11 protein-coding genes, 2 tRNA genes and 3 rRNA genes (1 of these 16 only partly in view) are annotated in these 15,682 nt (G+C 61.2%); 2 read left to right on the top strand and 14 right to left on the bottom strand.

What is annotated here, in order from left to right; translation table 11 throughout:
- Positions 1-50 precede the first annotated feature (50 nt).
- Complete coding sequence (locus tag C8C99_RS00090; RefSeq protein ID WP_108624549.1) at positions 51-1,226, top strand: hypothetical protein; 1,176 nt, start codon at positions 51-53, stop codon at positions 1,224-1,226.
- Positions 1,227-1,246: 20 nt separating this feature from the next.
- On the opposite strand, the gene C8C99_RS00085 is transcribed toward C8C99_RS00090, so the two are convergent.
- From C8C99_RS00085 to C8C99_RS00045, 9 genes are all read right to left on the bottom strand, one after another.
- The gene (locus C8C99_RS00085; RefSeq protein ID WP_108624548.1) at positions 1,247-2,377 is read right to left on the bottom strand and encodes an acyl-CoA dehydrogenase family protein; all 1,131 of its coding nucleotides are present in this window, start codon (positions 2,375-2,377) and stop codon (positions 1,247-1,249) included.
- Positions 2,378-2,431: 54 nt separating this feature from the next.
- Positions 2,432-3,100: an SDR family oxidoreductase gene (locus tag C8C99_RS00080; protein ID WP_108624547.1), complete on the bottom strand. Its 669-nt coding sequence runs from the start codon at positions 3,098-3,100 to the stop codon at positions 2,432-2,434.
- Positions 3,101-3,184: 84 nt separating this feature from the next.
- Positions 3,185-4,264 (bottom strand): DUF695 domain-containing protein, encoded by a 1,080-nt coding sequence (locus C8C99_RS00075; RefSeq protein ID WP_108624546.1) that lies wholly within the window; start codon positions 4,262-4,264, stop codon positions 3,185-3,187.
- Between the two features lie 49 nt (positions 4,265-4,313).
- Positions 4,314-5,501, bottom strand: a complete 1,188-nt coding sequence (locus tag C8C99_RS00070; RefSeq protein WP_108624545.1) for an acetyl-CoA C-acyltransferase — start codon at positions 5,499-5,501, stop codon at positions 4,314-4,316.
- 81 nt (positions 5,502-5,582) lie between these two features.
- Positions 5,583-7,388 (bottom strand): bifunctional isocitrate dehydrogenase kinase/phosphatase, encoded by a 1,806-nt coding sequence (aceK, locus tag C8C99_RS00065; RefSeq protein WP_108626977.1) that lies wholly within the window; start codon positions 7,386-7,388, stop codon positions 5,583-5,585.
- A gap of 56 nt (positions 7,389-7,444) precedes the next feature.
- Positions 7,445-8,104 carry a carbonate dehydratase gene (can, locus tag C8C99_RS00060; RefSeq protein ID WP_108624544.1) on the bottom strand — a complete coding sequence of 220 codons (660 nt, stop codon included), beginning with the start codon at positions 8,102-8,104 and terminating at the stop codon, positions 7,445-7,447.
- Positions 8,105-8,140: 36 nt separating this feature from the next.
- Entirely contained in the window at positions 8,141-9,331 is a 1,191-nt protein-coding gene (locus C8C99_RS00055; protein ID WP_108624543.1) for an isovaleryl-CoA dehydrogenase, read from the bottom strand.
- Positions 9,332-9,372: 41 nt separating this feature from the next.
- Complete coding sequence (locus C8C99_RS00050; protein WP_108624542.1) at positions 9,373-9,834, bottom strand: PaaI family thioesterase; 462 nt, start codon at positions 9,832-9,834, stop codon at positions 9,373-9,375.
- A 42-nt stretch (positions 9,835-9,876) separates the two neighbouring features.
- Entirely contained in the window at positions 9,877-10,272 is a 396-nt protein-coding gene (locus C8C99_RS00045) for a MerR family DNA-binding transcriptional regulator (RefSeq protein WP_108624541.1), read from the bottom strand.
- Between the two features lie 125 nt (positions 10,273-10,397).
- Between C8C99_RS00045 and C8C99_RS00040 the strand changes: the two genes are divergently transcribed.
- Complete coding sequence (locus tag C8C99_RS00040; protein WP_108626976.1) at positions 10,398-11,477, top strand: MBL fold metallo-hydrolase; 1,080 nt, start codon at positions 10,398-10,400, stop codon at positions 11,475-11,477.
- 260 nt (positions 11,478-11,737) lie between these two features.
- Here C8C99_RS00040 and rrf read toward each other — a convergent pair.
- The 5 genes from rrf to C8C99_RS00015 all read right to left on the bottom strand — a co-directional run.
- A 5S ribosomal RNA gene (gene rrf, locus C8C99_RS00035) occupies positions 11,738-11,850 on the bottom strand.
- A gap of 144 nt (positions 11,851-11,994) precedes the next feature.
- Positions 11,995-14,873, bottom strand: a 23S ribosomal RNA gene (locus C8C99_RS00030).
- A 392-nt stretch (positions 14,874-15,265) separates the two neighbouring features.
- A tRNA-Ala gene (locus tag C8C99_RS00025) sits at positions 15,266-15,341 on the bottom strand.
- 33 nt (positions 15,342-15,374) lie between these two features.
- Positions 15,375-15,451: transfer RNA gene (locus tag C8C99_RS00020), tRNA-Ile, on the bottom strand.
- A 52-nt stretch (positions 15,452-15,503) separates the two neighbouring features.
- Positions 15,504-15,682: ribosomal RNA gene (locus C8C99_RS00015) — 16S ribosomal RNA — on the bottom strand (it continues 1,350 nt past the right edge of the window).
- The 16S, 23S and 5S rRNA genes sit together here with 2 tRNA genes alongside, the layout of an rRNA operon.

Raw genomic sequence — 15,682 nt, 5'->3', positions numbered from 1 at the left:
GACCGGCGCCTTGCGCGCGCTGGCAAGCCACACCACGAGGGAGCCACACCATGACCACCCACCAGCCACAGCCGCCCCGCTGGCTGTACCAGGCGCAGGACGCCCAGGGCCGCCCCACCGAGGGCTTCGTGCATGCCCAGACGGCGGAAGAAGCCATGCAGGCCATTGCTGCGCTGCAGCAGCCGCCGCTCACCCAGGTGCAGCTGCACACCTCGGGGCTGTATGCCCGTGCGATGACCGAGATGGCGGACGACGTGCTGGGCGCCCTGGACGTGAAGGCGCTGCGCCAGCTGGCGCGCGACCAGATCGAAGCCCAGGAGAACCCCGGCCTGTGGACTACGCTGCGCCAGCTGCTGCGCAACAACCGCACCTGGCTGCTGGTGTGCGCGGCCCTGGTGGCGCTGGCCGTGTGGCGCCAATGGAGCCCGTGGGTGCAAGGCATTTTGGTACTGGCCATGCTGGCGCCGCTGGGGGTGTTTGCCTACATGCACCAGTTTCAGCGCATGTACCAGCAGATGCTGCACGCGCACGCCACGGGCGACCTGCCACGCCTGGACGTGCTGGCCCAGCGGCTGGCCCGTGCGGCCGAACGGCATGCGTTCTTGCGGCAGCCCGCCTGGGATGCCGCCGTGCGCATGGCCTGGTTCGAGGCGCGCGCCGAAGGGGTGGACGCCGCGATCCTGCGCTTGCGCATCCACCCCATGCGCCCGCCGGACGAAGGCGAATTCTTGGCCCGCATCTACACCCTGCCCCTGGCCACGGGCGACCATGCGGGCTTTACCGCCAGCCTGCGCGACCTGATGGCGCAGCGGCCAGGAGAGCCTACGCTGCAGATGGACCTGGCCCTGGGTGAGGCCCGCGCGGGCCACACCGACGAAGCGCAGCGCCTCGTGGACATGCTACAGCCCGCCATGCTGCCACCCCACGGGCAAGCATTCATCGACTGGGTGCGGGGCATGATTGCGCTGCGTGACCCGGCCCGCGCGGGCGAGGCAGCCAGCCACCTGGGCAAGGCGTGTGAGCAATTTCTGGGGCTGGTGCGCAAGGCCCCGGGCGCCTGGCCCTCACTGGCCGTGTGCACCTGCGACTACGCGCTGGCCCTGGCCTGGAGCGGGCGCGCGGAAATGGGGCGGACCGTGTTTGCCAGCGTGCAGCCGATGGCCCGGCACCACGCCGAGCCCGAGCGGCTGGCGCTGCTGGAGCGCGAGTTGCGCAAGGGCGCCTGAGCGAGGCGCCGAAAGACGGCCTACGCCAACGCGCGCTGGATGATGATCTTCTGCACGTCGCTCGTGCCTTCGTAGATCTGGCACACGCGCACGTCACGGTAGATGCGCTCCACCGGGAAATCATTCACCACGCCGTAGCCGCCCAGCGTCTGAATGGCGGCGCTGCACACGCGCTCGGCCATCTCGCTGGCAAACAGCTTGGCCATGGCGGCTTCCTTCAGGCAGGGCTTGCCGGCATCGCGCAGCGCGGCGGCGTGCCAGATGAGCTGGCGTGCGGCCTCGATCTGCGTGGCGCAGTCGGCCAGGCGAAAGCCCACGGCCTGGTGGTTGAAGATGGCGGTGCCGAAGCTCTCGCGCTCTTTGGAATACGCCAGCGCTGCATCGAACGCGCTGCGCGCCATGCCCACGCTTTGGGCGGCGATGCCAATGCGGCCGCCTTCGAGTGCGCCCAGGGCGATCTTGTAACCCTCACCTTCGGCGCCGATGAGGTTCTCGGCCGGGATGCGGCAGTTGTCAAAGTTGATCTGTGCCGTGTCGCTGCTGTGCTGGCCCAGCTTGTCTTCCAGCCGCGCCACCACATAGCCGGGGTTGCTGGTCGGCACCAGGAAGGCACTCATGCCCTTCTTGCCCGCGCCCTTGTCGGTCACGGCGATCACGATGGCCACATGGCCGTTCTTGCCGCTGGTGATGAACTGCTTGACGCCGTTGATCACGTATTCGTCGCCCTGCTTGACCGCCGTGGTGCGCAGTGCGGAGGCGTCGGAGCCCACATGCGGCTCGGTCAGGCAGAAAGCGCCCAGCATCTCGCCACGCGCCAGCGGCGTGAGCCAGTCGCGCTTTTGCTGCGCGTTGCCGTAGCGCATGAGGATGGCGTTGACGGGGCAGTTGGTCACGCTGATGGCGGTGCTGGTGCCGCCGTCACCGGCAGCGATCTCTTCGAGCACCAGGGCGAGCGTGAGGTAGTCGAGGTTGGCACCGCCAAACTCTTCGGGCACGCAGATGCCGTAGGCGCCCAGCGCGGCGAGGCCCTGATGGGCCTCCTTGGGGAAGTGGTGTTCCTTGTCCCAGCGCGCGGCGTGGGGCCACAGCTCGGTCTGTGCAAAGTCGCGCACCGCGTCGCGGATCATTTCCTGGTCTTGGGTCAGCAGCATGGGAGTGTCTCCAGAGTCGTTGTTCAGAAATTCGGGGGCCTACCGGCTTGCGGCCTACCAATGGGCAGCGCGGCGGCCGTCGTGGTGCAGCAGGCGGCCCTTGTCGGCAGCGGTGACGCTGGCCAGGGTGCTGCGCAGGCCGCGCGCGCTGTCTTCCACCGTCAGCGGTGCACCGCCGCCGCCCATGTCGGTCTGCACCCAGCCAGGGTCGATGGTGACCAGCGTGGCGCCGGGGTAGTCGTGCTGCGCGGCGGCCACAGCCATGTTGAGCGCGGCCTTGCTGGTGCGGTACAGCCACGAGCCGCTGTTCGGCACACTGCCGATCTGCGACATGGAGGACGACAGAAACGCAAACACACCGCCCGCGTCAGCCACCAGGGGCGCCACCTGCGGAATGGCCTGCATGGCGCCCAGCACGTTGGTGTGCATGACGGCGTCAAAGTCTTGCTGCGTGGGCGGCGTGAGCGCGTTGGGGCGGCGGATGACGCCGGCCACATAGAGCGCCAGGTCCAGCTTTTCGCCGTCGAGCTGCCAGGCCAGGCCGCTCACGCTAGCGGGGTTGGCCACATCGACGGTGAGCGCCTCGGCACCCAGCGCCAGCACGCGTTCACGGCCGGCGTCGTCGCGCACAGTGGCGATCACGCGGCGCCCGGCGTCGGTGTACTGGCGCACCAGCTCCAGGCCGATGCCCCGGGACGCGCCGATCACGAGTATGGAGTTCATTTTCAAGCCCAATGTGCCGCAAGCGCTAGTAAATCATGCGCCAGCAGCTATCAATTCAGGAGTAATCAAGGCAGCACCGCAAGCTCAGGCAGACAGGTAGCCGGCGTACTCGAAATAGCCCGACCACGCAGGGTCGTACGCCACCTTTAGCTCCAGCGATGCCGCCTCATCGCGCAGCAGCAGAGGCGCCAGCGCCTGCTTGGCCAGTTGTTCGTCGCTCACGTAATACAGCGCCTGTCGGCGCCCCGCGCGCATCAGCGTCAGCACCAGAATGCCCAACTGCGGCACTTGCAGCACGGTGGCGGCCTGATCCTGCAGGGCTTGCACGGCGCTCAGGGTGCCGCTGTCGGGCACCGCCAGGTCCACCGTCAGGGCGTAGGCCAGGTCGGCGCGCATGGCCACCGCGTTGGCGCTGGTGTTGACCATGACCACGCCGGTCTCGGGCGCGTCGCCGCCTTCCACATCGTCGGCGGGCAGCTCGTTGCCGTCTTCGTCGATGGGGCAGTCAAACTGCAGCTCCAGCCCGTCCCACTCGGCCTCGCCCGTGGGGAAGTGGCCGGTGTGGCCCAGGGTTTCGGTCCAGTAGCGGTCGAACACCGGGGGCAGCTGGCTCAGCGGCACCCAGGGAGTGTAGGCGTCGTCCGGGTCGCCCACGAAGTCCACCGCGCCCACCTTCACGGCAAAGTCGTATTCGCCCAGCACATGGTCGAGCATGATGAACGCCATGTTGCGTGCGTGGTCCTGGTAGTCGCTGGGGATCTCGCGGCCAAAGCGGATCTCCAGCGCCGCCTGCCCGCCGTCCTGCTCCAGCGCCACCAGCACGTCGGACGTGGCCAGCTCGAAACCTTCCATGCCGATGGGAAAGTCCGGCTGCGTGGTGCGCTCGCGAAACGCGCGCACGCGGTAGTGCGGCAGCGCGGGTGCGGCCGCCACCACCTGTGCCAGCAGCGGAAAACGCTCGATGCTGCCATGGGCCGTGACGATGAGGTCCACCACGGCGTCGGCGTCGCCACCGGACATCTCCAGCGCCAGGCCGTCCAGGTGCTGCTCCATCAGCACATTGGCCGCCCCCACGCGCTCGCGCAACGACAGGGCCTGGAGCGATGCCTGGGCATCAGAAAACGCGCGCCAGAAGGCGCCGATGGCGGGAGAGGGAGTGGTCATCGCGGTCCTTGTACAAAGTCGGGGATCATCCCATCTCCAGCCAGCGGCCTCAGACGAGTTCCAGCGCCACGGCCGTGGCCTCGCCACCGCCGATGCACAGCGTGGCCAGGCCCTTGGTCAGGCCCCGCGCCTTGAGCGCATACATCAGCGTGACCATGATGCGCGCACCGCTGGCGCCGATGGGGTGGCCCAGCGCGCAGGCGCCGCCGTTCACGTTGACCTTGTCGTGGGGCAGATCCAGCTCCTTCATCAGCGCCATGGGCACCACGGCAAAGGCTTCGTTGATCTCCCACAACTGCACGTCGCCCACTTGCCAGCCGGCCTTGGCCAGCGCCTTCTGCGTGGCGCCCAGCGGGGCGGTGGCAAACCATTCGGGCTCTTGCGCGTGCGTGGCGTGGCTCACGATGCGAGCCAGGGGCTTGGCGCCCAGCTTCTTGGCGGTGGACTCGCGCATCATCACCAGCGCGGCGGCGCCGTCGTTGATGCTGGAACTGGAGGCGGCGGTGATGGTGCCGTCCTTCTTGAACGCTGGCTTTAAGGTGGCGATTTTTTCGAGCTTGACCTTGCCGGGACCTTCATCCACCGAGACCACGGTTTCACCCGCGCGGGTCTTGACGGTCACGGGCACGATCTCGGCCGCAAACGCGCCGGATTCGGTAGCAGCCTTGGCGCGCTGCACGCTGGCCGTGGCAAACGCGTCCTGCTGTTCGCGCGTGAAGCTGTACTTGGCAGCGCAGTCTTCGCCAAAGGTGCCCATGCTGCGGCCCGCTTCGTACGCATCTTCCAGGCCGTCGAGCATCATGTGGTCGAAGATGCGGTCGTGGCCCAGGCGGTAGCCGCCGCGGCCCTTTTGCAGCAGGTAGGGAGCGTTGGTCATGCTCTCCATGCCGCCCGCCACCATCACGTCGTGCGTGCCCGCCAGCAGCATGTCGTGCGCCATCATCGCGGCCTTCATGCCGGAGCCGCACATCTTGCTGAGCGTGACCGCGCCTGCCCCCTTGGGCAGGCCGCCCTTGAACGCGGCCTGGCGTGCGGGCGCCTGGCCCTGGCCAGCCATCAGGCAGTTGCCGAACAGCACTTCGCCCACGGCGTCAGGCGACACACCGGCGCGCTCGATGGCGGCCTTGATGGCAGCACCACCCAGATCGTGCGCGGCCAGGCTGGAGAAGTCGCCCTGCAGCGAGCCCATGGGGGTGCGCGCGGCGCCGACGATGACGATGGGGTCTTGGATGGACATGGGGAAGGTCTCCTGGGTAAGGGTCAGAGGGAAGGTGTTCTGGGGGAAAGTGGGAGGTGAAAACCGGGGCTTCGCGAGCGGTCAGCCTGCCGCAGCGCGCTGCGCAAAGCGCCGTTCCGTGTCGTAAGGGAACACATCGAACATGTGGCCTGCCTGGATGCGCTCCTTGTGCGACTGCCAGAACGCGGCGTCGAGCAGGTCGGCGTGGTGCTGCATGAAGACCTCGCGCACCGCGTCGTTGCCGAGCAGGAAGGGGCCAAAGGTTTCGGGGAACACATCGCGCGGGCCCACGCTGTACCAGATCTCGCCGCTCATCTCTTCTTCCTCGTTGCGCGGCGTGGGCACGCGGCGGAAGTTGCAGTCGGTGAGGTATTCGATCTCGTCGTAGTCGTAGAACACGACCTTGCCGTTGCGCGTGACGCCGAAGTTCTTCCAGAGCATGTCGCCAGGGAAGATGTTGGCGGCCACGAGGTCCTTGATGGCGTTGCCGTATTCGATGACGCTGTGCTCCATCTGCTGGCGCGCGCGCGGGTCGGCGAGGCCGGTATCAAAAGCCTCTTGAAGGTAGATATTGAGCGGAATCATGCGCCGCTCGATGTACAGGTGCTTGATGATCACCTCGGTCTGGCCATCGCCGTCGCGGTCGCTGATTTCGAGCTGGCTGGGGGCGAACTTCTCGATCTCGGCGATGAGCGCATCGTCAAAACGGTCGCGCGGAAAGGCGACCTCGCTGTACTCCAGCGTGTCGGCCATGCGGCCCACGCGGTCGTGCTGCTTCACCAGCAGGTACTTGGCCTTGATCTGCTCGCGCGTGGTTTCCTTCTGGTGCGGAAAGTAATCCTTGATGAGCTTGAAAACGAACGGAAAGCTCGGCAGGTCGAACACCAGCATCACCATGCCCTTGATACCGGGCGCGATGCGGAACTGGTCGCTGGAGTGCTTCAGGTGGTACAGGAAGTCGCGGTAGAACAGTGTCTTGCCTTGCTTGGCCAGGCCCAGGGCGTTGTAGATTTCGGCGCGCGGCTTGCGCGGCATGAGGCTGCGCAAAAACTGCACATAGGCGCTGGGCACCTCCATGTCCACCATGAAGTAGGCGCGGGCAAAGCTGAACAGCATCTGCATGTCGTCTTCGCCAAACAGGGCCGCGTCGATGTACAACCTGCCGCTGTCGTCATGCAGGATGGGCAGCGCAAACGGCACCTCGTGGAAGCCATTGATGATCTTGCCCACCACATAAGCGCCCTTGTTGCGGAAGAACAGGCTGGTGAGCACCTGGATCTGGAAGTTGGTGCGCAGCCGCACCTTGTCGAGGCGCCCACGCATGGCGGCCACCACGCAGGCCGTGTCGCGCTGCAGGTCGACAAATTCGCGCTGGAGCTGGAAGTTCTCGATGATGGCCTGGAACGTTTCTCCCAGCGTGTCGCGCGTCGGGTAGTAGGCGCGGTAGGTGGGCCGCGCTGCGGGTTCGTCGTTCTCGATGTATTCGGTGCTGACCGCAGGCCGCACAAAGATGAAGTCGTTGTGGAAATGCGTGCGGTGCAGGATCTTGGTGGTGACCGAGTTGAAGAATGTCTCGGCCAGCTCGGGCTGGTGGTGGTTGACCAGCAAGCCGATGTAATGCAGCTTGACCTGGTGCCACACATCCATGGGCTGCGCGCCGGCCTCGAACTCTTTCTCCAGGCGGCGCACACATTCCTTCACCCGTAGGTCATAGAACTCGATGCGCTCGCGCTGCGCCCGCTGCTGGCCATGCCAGTCGGCGGTTTCAAAGCGGTGCTTGGCCCGCGCAGACTCGGTGCGGAACAGCCGGTAGTGGCGGTTGAAGCCGTCCATCATGGCCTTGGCAATGCCATAGGCCTGTGGGGCATCCAGGCGTTGCGGGAACATGGTATCAGGCATCCTTGTCAGCGCAACCGTCGCAAGCGTGGGCAGGGGCGCCCGGCTTACTGCCGCCGGGTGGCAGCCACGCCGGCAATCGCTGCCTTGTACAGCGATTCCAGGCCTTCGGTGCTATCCACCGACATGTGCAGGTTGTTGATGAGCCCGTCCTTGAGCCCGTAGCACCAACCATGCAGCGTGACCTTCTGGCCCCGCCCCCAGGCGTCGAGCATCACGGTGGTCTGGGCGATGTTCACCACCTGCTCGATGGCGTTGAGCTCGCACAGCACGTCGTGGCGCCCTTCAGGCGCGGTGGCGGCGATCAGGTCGCGGTGACGGTCGCGCACATCGGTCACGTGGCGGATCCAGTTGTCTGCCAAACCGACGCGGGTGCCCTCCAGTGCCGCCAGCACGCCGCCGCAGCCGTAGTGGCCCACCACCATCAGGTGCTCCACCCGCAGCTGGTCCACCGCGTACTGGATGGTGGACAGGCAGTTGAGGTCGGTGGGCACCACCACGTTGGCCACATTGCGGTGCACGAACACTTCGCCGGGCTCCAACCCGGTGATCTGGTTGGCTGGCACCCGGCTGTCGGAGCAGCCGATCCACATGTACTTGGGCTTCTGCTGCGCCAGCAGGTTGGTGAAGAAGCCTGGCCGCTCGCTCTCCATCCGGGCTGCCCAGGCGCGATTGTGAACAAACAGGTCGTCGATCGAGGAAGGCATGGTGTTTTGGTCTGTGAGGTTTTCAGTAAGGGCAGGTCAGCAGGTCTCAGCAAACAGCTCGCGGCCAATCAGCATGCGGCGAATCTCGCTGGTGCCCGCCCCGATTTCATACAACTTGGCATCGCGCCACAGGCGGCCCAGCGGGTATTCGTTGATGTAGCCGTTGCCACCATAGATCTGCACGCCTTCGCCCGCCATCCAGGTGGCTTTCTCGGCGCACCACAGGATCACACTGGCGCAGTCCTTGCGCACCTGGCGCACGTGGTCGGTGCCCAGCATGTCGAGGTTCTTGGCTACAGTGTAGGCAAACGAGCGCCCCGCCTGCAGCACGGTGTACATGTCGGCCACCTTGCCCTGGATGAGCTGGAACTCGCCAATGCTCTGGCCGAACTGCTTGCGGTCGTGAATGTAAGGGATCACGTTGTCCATGACCGACTGCATGATGCCCAGCGGGCCGCCGGTCAACACCGCGCGTTCGTAGTCCAAGCCGCTCATCAACACCTTGGCGCCCATGTTGAGACCGCCCAGTACGTTCTCTGCGGGCACTTCGACGTCCTGGAACACCAGCTCGCCCGTGTGGCTACCGCGCATGCCCAGCTTGTCGAGCTTCTGCGCAATCGAGAAGCCCTTCATGCCCTTTTCGATCAGGAAAGCGGTCACGCCGCGCGCGCCCAATTCAGGCTCGGTCTTGGCATAGACCACGAGCGTGTCGGCATCGGGGCCGTTGGTGATCCACATCTTGCTGCCGTTGAGCAGGTAGTAGCCGCCCTTGTCCTCAGCCTTGAGCTTCATGCTGATCACGTCCGAGCCCGCGCCGGGTTCGCTCATGGCCAACGCGCCCACGTGCTCACCGCTGATGAGCTTGGAAAGATACTTGGCCTTTTGTGCCTCGTTGCCGTTGCGGTTGATCTGGTTCACGCACAGGTTGCTGTGTGCGCCGTAGGACAAGCCGACCGAGGCACTGGCACGCGAGATTTCCTCCATCGCCACCATGTGGGCTAGGTAGCCCATAGCGGCGCCACCATACTGCTCCGGCACCGTGATGCCCAGTACGCCAAGGTCCCCCATCTTGCGCCACAGGTCCATGGGGAACTGGTCATTGCGGTCAATCTCTGCCGCACGGGGAGCGATCTCTGCCTGCGCGAAGTCGCGCACGGCGTCGCGCAGGGCGTCGATGTCTTCGCCCAACTGGAAATTGAGGCCTGGAAGGTTGGCGGGAATGCTCATGGTGAATGTCTCCTCGTAACGGGTAGTGAAATGGACGGGCTTCAGCCCTGGATGTGGTCGCGCCCGGTCACTGCCATGAGTGTGCAACCCATGGTGGCGACCAGTTTTTCTTGGGAGCCCTCGATGGCGAAGGCACGGCCTTCGCACACGGTGATGGTGCGGCCGGGCTTCAGCACCCGCCCTTCCATGCGAAACCGCTCGCCCTTGGCCGGGGCCAGCAAGTTGATCTTGAATTCAATGGTGAGCACTGCCGCCTCGGCCGCCATCAGAGTGAAACCGGCATATCCGCACGCCGAATCCAGCGCTGTAGCGACCATGCCGGCATGGAGGAAGCCGTGTTGCTGGGTCAGCGCGGCAGCCCATGACAACTCAATATCCACCGCGCCCGGCGCGACCAGACCCAGCGCAGCGCCCAAAGTCTGCATGGCCCCCTGGCGCGCAAAGCTGTGGCGCACGCGGTCGGCATAGTCGAGGCAACGCGGCTCAAAAGGGGCCAGACTCACAGTGCTCTCCTGATTTACGTTTACGTAAACGTCAATTATGAATCAATTTTGCTTTTCCACCTTGACCAACAGCGTTCGCGCCTCTTCTTCGTGCTCGCGCACCTCTTCCAGGTTGGCTTGGAGATCGGCCATTTGCTCTTCGAGCTGCTTGCGATGGACGACCAGCACGTCCAGGAATTTGCGCAGTTGCACGCCCGTATCGCGGGGGCTGTCATAGAGATCGATGATCTCCTTGGCCTCCGTCAGGGACAGCCCGAGGCGCTTGGCCCGCAGCGTCAGGCGCAGCCGCGTGCGGTCGCGCGCGCTATACACCCGGTTGCGGCCCGCAGACCCAGTGCGCTCAGGCTGCAACAAGCCCATGTCTTCGTAGAAACGGATTGCCCGGGTGGTGAGATCGAATTCTTTGGCGAGATCGCTGATGGTGTAGGTATTGGCCATAGTGGGTGCTGCACACAGCAGAGTCGGTTTCGCGCAGGAGACAGCCCGGTGGCGGCTGGTCCCTACAATGCATTGAGCGCATGACGTTTACGTTAACGTCAATGCTAACCCATCCAATCGTTGCCATGAATCCACTAGAACATCAGATCCACTATCCGCTGGGTGACACGCTCCCTCCAGAGGGCGACGCCATCGAGGTCGCGCCGGGTGTCTACTGGATACGCATGGGCCTTCCCTTCGCGCTCGACCACATCAATCTGTGGCTGCTGCGCGACCGGCAACCTGATGCCGGCGGTGTGCTGGTGGACGGGTGGACCGTGGTGGACTGCTGCATCGACAGCGCTACCACCCGTGCGCAGTGGGAGCAGGTATTCGTCAATTGCCTAGGGGGCTTGCCTATCCTGCGGGTCATCGTGACCCACATGCATCCAGACCACATTGGTCTGGCGCACTGGCTGTGCGAGCGCTGGGACGTGCGCTTGTGGATCAGTGCCACCGACTACAACGTGGCACGGGTCGCCGTGTACGACCCACAAGGGTTTGGCGGAGAAGCGGGGGCCGACTTTTATGCCCTGCACGGGGCACAAGATGCCGCCTTTTTAGCCCATGTCCGAGGCCGATCCTCCTATTTCCCGACCCTGGTTCCCGCGTTGCCAACTCGCTTTCGCAGGATGATGGACGGAGACACCTTGGACATCGGAGGACGAGCGTGGCGTTGCATCGGTGGCTACGGCCACGCCCCCGAACACATCGCTTTGTTCAGCACGGAGTTGAGCACGCTCATCAGCGGCGACATGGTGCTTCCGCGCATCTCTACCAATGTCAGCGTTCATGCCAGTGAGCCAGAAGCCAATCCGCTGCAACTTTTCCTGACTTCGCTGTTGCGCTATCTGGAGTTGCCAGAAAACACGCTGGTGCTGCCGTCGCACGGAAAACCCTTTACGGGCCTGGCCACGCGCATCGCTCAATTGCAGACCCATCACCGCGAGCGCCTTGAGGAAATCATGCAAGCCGCCCAAAACCAAGCCCTCAGCGCTGCCGACGCCTTGCCGATCCTGTTTCAGCGCGCGCTGGACACGCACCAGATAACGTTCGCCATGGGCGAGGCTCTCGCGCATCTGCACTATCTGTGGATGGAGGGGAAATTGGAGCGGCTTCTTGATCATGCCGGGGTTCAAAGATTTCGCGTGCCGGGCGGAGTATGAATCAGACGAAGGAGCCGTCGTCTTTTGATCACGGCCGGGCAAGTTCCGCTGCAGCTTTGCGTCAGCACTGAGAGGTGACTGCATTGTGACGCCAAGGCCTTCTCGCCAGCCTCAATTGTCTCGCGGCGAGTAGAGGTGCCAAGCGAGGGATAAGGGCTAGGAACCGATGCGTGCGTTGAGAGCTAGCCCGGTGGCGAATCTGGCGCTCCAAAGCAAAAAACCCCAGTCCTTTGGAGACTGGGGTTTTCTGGGCTGTAAGAGCCTGACGATGACCTACTTTCACACGGGAACCCGCACTATCATCGGCGCAAAGTCGTTTCACTGTCCTGTTCGGGATGGGAAGGAGTGGTACCAACTTGCTATGGTCATCAGGCATAACTTGGTGCTGGGCTGTTCTTGTGAACAGCCTGGCGAATTCATAGAGTCTGGAATCAGATTTTTTGTATTTGACTGCGTCTAACTTGGCATAACAGACTTTGAGCTTCACGCTGGTGAGCGTGTTGGCTATCAAAGTTATAGGGTCAAGCCGCACGAGCAATTAGTATCAGTTAGCTTAACGCATTACTGCGCTTCCACACCTGACCTATCAACGTCCTGGTCTTGAACGACTCTTTAGGGGGCTCAAGGCCCCGGCAGATCTCATCTTGAAACGAGTTTCCCGCTTAGATGCTTTCAGCGGTTATCTCTTCCACACTTAGCTACTCGGCAATGCCACTGGCGTGACAACCGATACACCAGAGGTGTGTCCACTCCGGTCCTCTCGTACTAGGAGCAGGCTTCCTCAAATCTGCAGCGCCCACGGAAGATAGGGACCAAACTGTCTCACGACGTTTTAAACCCAGCTCACGTACCTCTTTAAATGGCGAACAGCCATACCCTTGGGACCGGCTACAGCCCCAGGATGAGATGAGCCGACATCGAGGTGCCAAACACCGCCGTCGATATGAACTCTTGGGCGGTATCAGCCTGTTATCCCCAGAGTACCTTTTATCCGTTGAGCGATGGCCCTTCCATACAGAACCACCGGATCACTATGTCCTGCTTTCGCATCTGCTCGACTTGTCAGTCTCGCAGTTAAGCACGCTTATGCCATTGCACTATCGTCACGATGTCCGACCGTAACTAGCGTACCTTCGAACTCCTCCGTTACGCTTTGGGAGGAGACCGCCCCAGTCAAACTGCCTACCATGCACTGTCCCCGATCCAGATAATGGACCTAGGTTAGAACCTCAAACACACCAGGGTGGTATTTCAACGTTGGCTCCATGAGAACTAGCGTCCTCACTTCAAAGCCTCCCACCTATCCTACACAGATCTGTTCAAAGTCCAATACAAAGCTACAGTAAAGGTTCATGGGGTCTTTCCGTCTTTCCGCGGGGAGATTGCATCATCACAAACATTTCAACTTCGCTGAGTCTCAGGAGGAGACAGTGTGGCCATCGTTACGCCATTCGTGCAGGTCGGAACTTACCCGACAAGGAATTTCGCTACCTTAGGACCGTTATAGTTACGGCCGCCGTTTACTGGGACTTCAATCAAGAGCTTGCACCCCATCATTTAATCTTCCAGCACCGGGCAGGCGTCACACCCTATACGTCCACTTTCGTGTTTGCAGAGTGCTGTGTTTTTATTAAACAGTCGCAGCCACCGATTTTTTGCAACCCCGTTGGGCTCCCTCTGTACGAGTTCACCTACTTGGGGCATACCTTCTCCCGAAGTTACGGTATCAATTTGCCGAGTTCCTTCTCCTGAGTTCTCTCAAGCGCCTTAGAATACTCATCTCGCGCACCAGTGTCGGTTTGCGGTACGGTCGTCAATAGCTGAAGCTTAGTGGCTTTTCCTGGAAGCAGGGTATCACTCACTTCGTCTGCAAGCAGACTCGTTATCACCCCTCATCTAAGCCCGGCGGATTTGCCTACCAGGCACGACTACAGGCTTGAACCAACATATCCAACAGTTGGCTGAGCTAACCTTCTCCGTCCCCACATCGCACTATTGATCGGTACAGGAATATTGACCTGTTTCCCATCAGCTACGCATCTCTGCCTCGCCTTAGGGGCCGACTCACTCTACGCCGATGAACGTTGCGTAGAAAACCTTGCGCTTACGGCGAGGGGGCTTTTCACCCCCTTTAACGCTACTCATGTCAGCATTCGCACTTCTGATACCTCCAGCATCCGTTACCAGACACCTTCACAGGCCTACAGAACGCTCTCCTACCACTTGCAATAAATTGCAAATCCGCAGCTTCGGTAACTGGCTTAGCCCCGTTACATCTTCCGCGCAGGACGACTCGATCAGTGAGCTATTACGCTTTCTTTAAATGATGGCTGCTTCTAAGCCAACATCCTGACTGTTTTAGCCTTCCCACTTCGTTTCCCACTTAGCCAATTTTAGGGACCTTAGCTGGCGGTCTGGGTTGTTTCCCTCTTGAGTCCGGACGTTAGCACCCGGTGCTCTGTCTCCCAAGCTGTACTCTGCGGTATTCGGAGTTTGCATAGGTTTGGTAAGTCGCCATGACCCCCTAGCCTAAACAGTGCTCTACCCCCGCAGGTAATACTTGAGGCACTACCTAAATAGTTTTCGGAGAGAACCAGCTATTTCCAAGTTTGTTTAGCCTTTCACCCCTATCCACAGCTCATCCCCTAGTTTTGCAACACTAGTGGGTTCGGACCTCCAGTACCTGTTACGGCACCTTCATCCTGGCCATGGATAGATCACTTGGTTTCGGGTCTACACCCAGCGACTGATTCGCCCTATTCGGACTCGATTTCTCTACGGCTTCCCTATTCGGTTAACCTTGCCACTGAATGTAAGTCGCTGACCCATTATACAAAAGGTACGCAGTCACCCTTGCGGGCTCCTACTTTTTGTAAGCATGCGGTTTCAGGATCTATTTCACTCCCCTCCCGGGGTTCTTTTCGCCTTTCCCTCACGGTACTGGTTCACTATCGGTCGATTACGAGTATTTAGCCTTGGAGGATGGTCCCCCCATATTCAGACAGGATTTCTCGTGTCCCGCCCTACTTTTCTCTAACTTAGTACCACACGTCTGTTTTCGCATACAGGGCTATCACCTGCTATGGCCGGGCTTTCCATCCCGTTTTGCTAACAGTCGTGCTATCACTAGAAGGCTCTTCCGATTTCGCTCGCCACTACTTTCGGAATCTCGGTTGATGTCTTTTCCTCGAGCTACTGAGATGTTTCAGTTCACCCGGTTCGCCTCGCATACCTATGTATTCAGTATGCGATACCTCTTGCGAGGTGGGTTTCCCCATTCAGAAATCTCCGGATCAAAGCTTATTTGCCAGCTCCCCGAAGCTTATCGCAGGCTATCACGTCTTTCGTCGCCTGTAATCGCCAAGGCATCCACCACATGCTCTTAGTCACTTGACCCTATAACTTTGACATCTCTTTCAAGATATCGCCATCATCTTCAAGGACTTGCCAGGTCTTTCACCTGGCGCGTTATGCCGTAATGTGAATAATTCCTCGATATCACTATCAAGAAACATTCGTCATTACTGAGTTCAAATTACTTCGCAATCGCTTTCGCAATCACGTTTGCTCATTGAACATTCGTTTTGACGCAATCAAAAATTTGTCACCAGGGGCACGGTCTGCACTAAACCTTTACGAATGTGCAGTTTCCCCTGGCAACTCTGATTTCGACTCTATGAATTTTTAAAGAACAGCCGATTGATCAATCGATATTGATCAACAACAAAGCAGCCTCTTAGCAAAGCCGCTTTGGTGTTGAATGACCGAAGTCTTCTCTTGTCGTTGGGTGGTGGAGGATGACGGGATCGAACCGACGACCCCCTGCTTGCAAAGCAGGTGCTCTCCCAGCTGAGCTAATCCCCCAGTGTCCTCTTACCGCATCTAGCCATCGGAATTTGGTGGGTCTAGTTGGGCTCGAACCAACGACCCCTGCGTTATCAACACAGTGCTCTAACCAGCTGAGCTACAGACCCTGTTCCAACAACCGATAAGTGTGGGCGTTCAATATTGAATGCAGTTTTCCAGAAAGGAGGTGATCCAGCCGCACCTTCCGATACGGCTACCTTGTTACGACTTCACCCCAGTCACGAACCCTGCCGTGGTAATCGCCCTCCTTGCGGTTAGGCTAACTACTTCTGGCAGAACCCGCTCCCATGGTGTGACGGGCGGTGTGTACAAGACCCGGGAACGTATTCACCGCGACA

It is taken from the genome of Acidovorax sp. 107, assembly GCF_003058055.1.
GTDB lineage: Bacteria > Pseudomonadota > Gammaproteobacteria > Burkholderiales > Burkholderiaceae_C > Acidovorax.
This window is presented reverse-complemented; position numbering and strand designations above follow the sequence as displayed.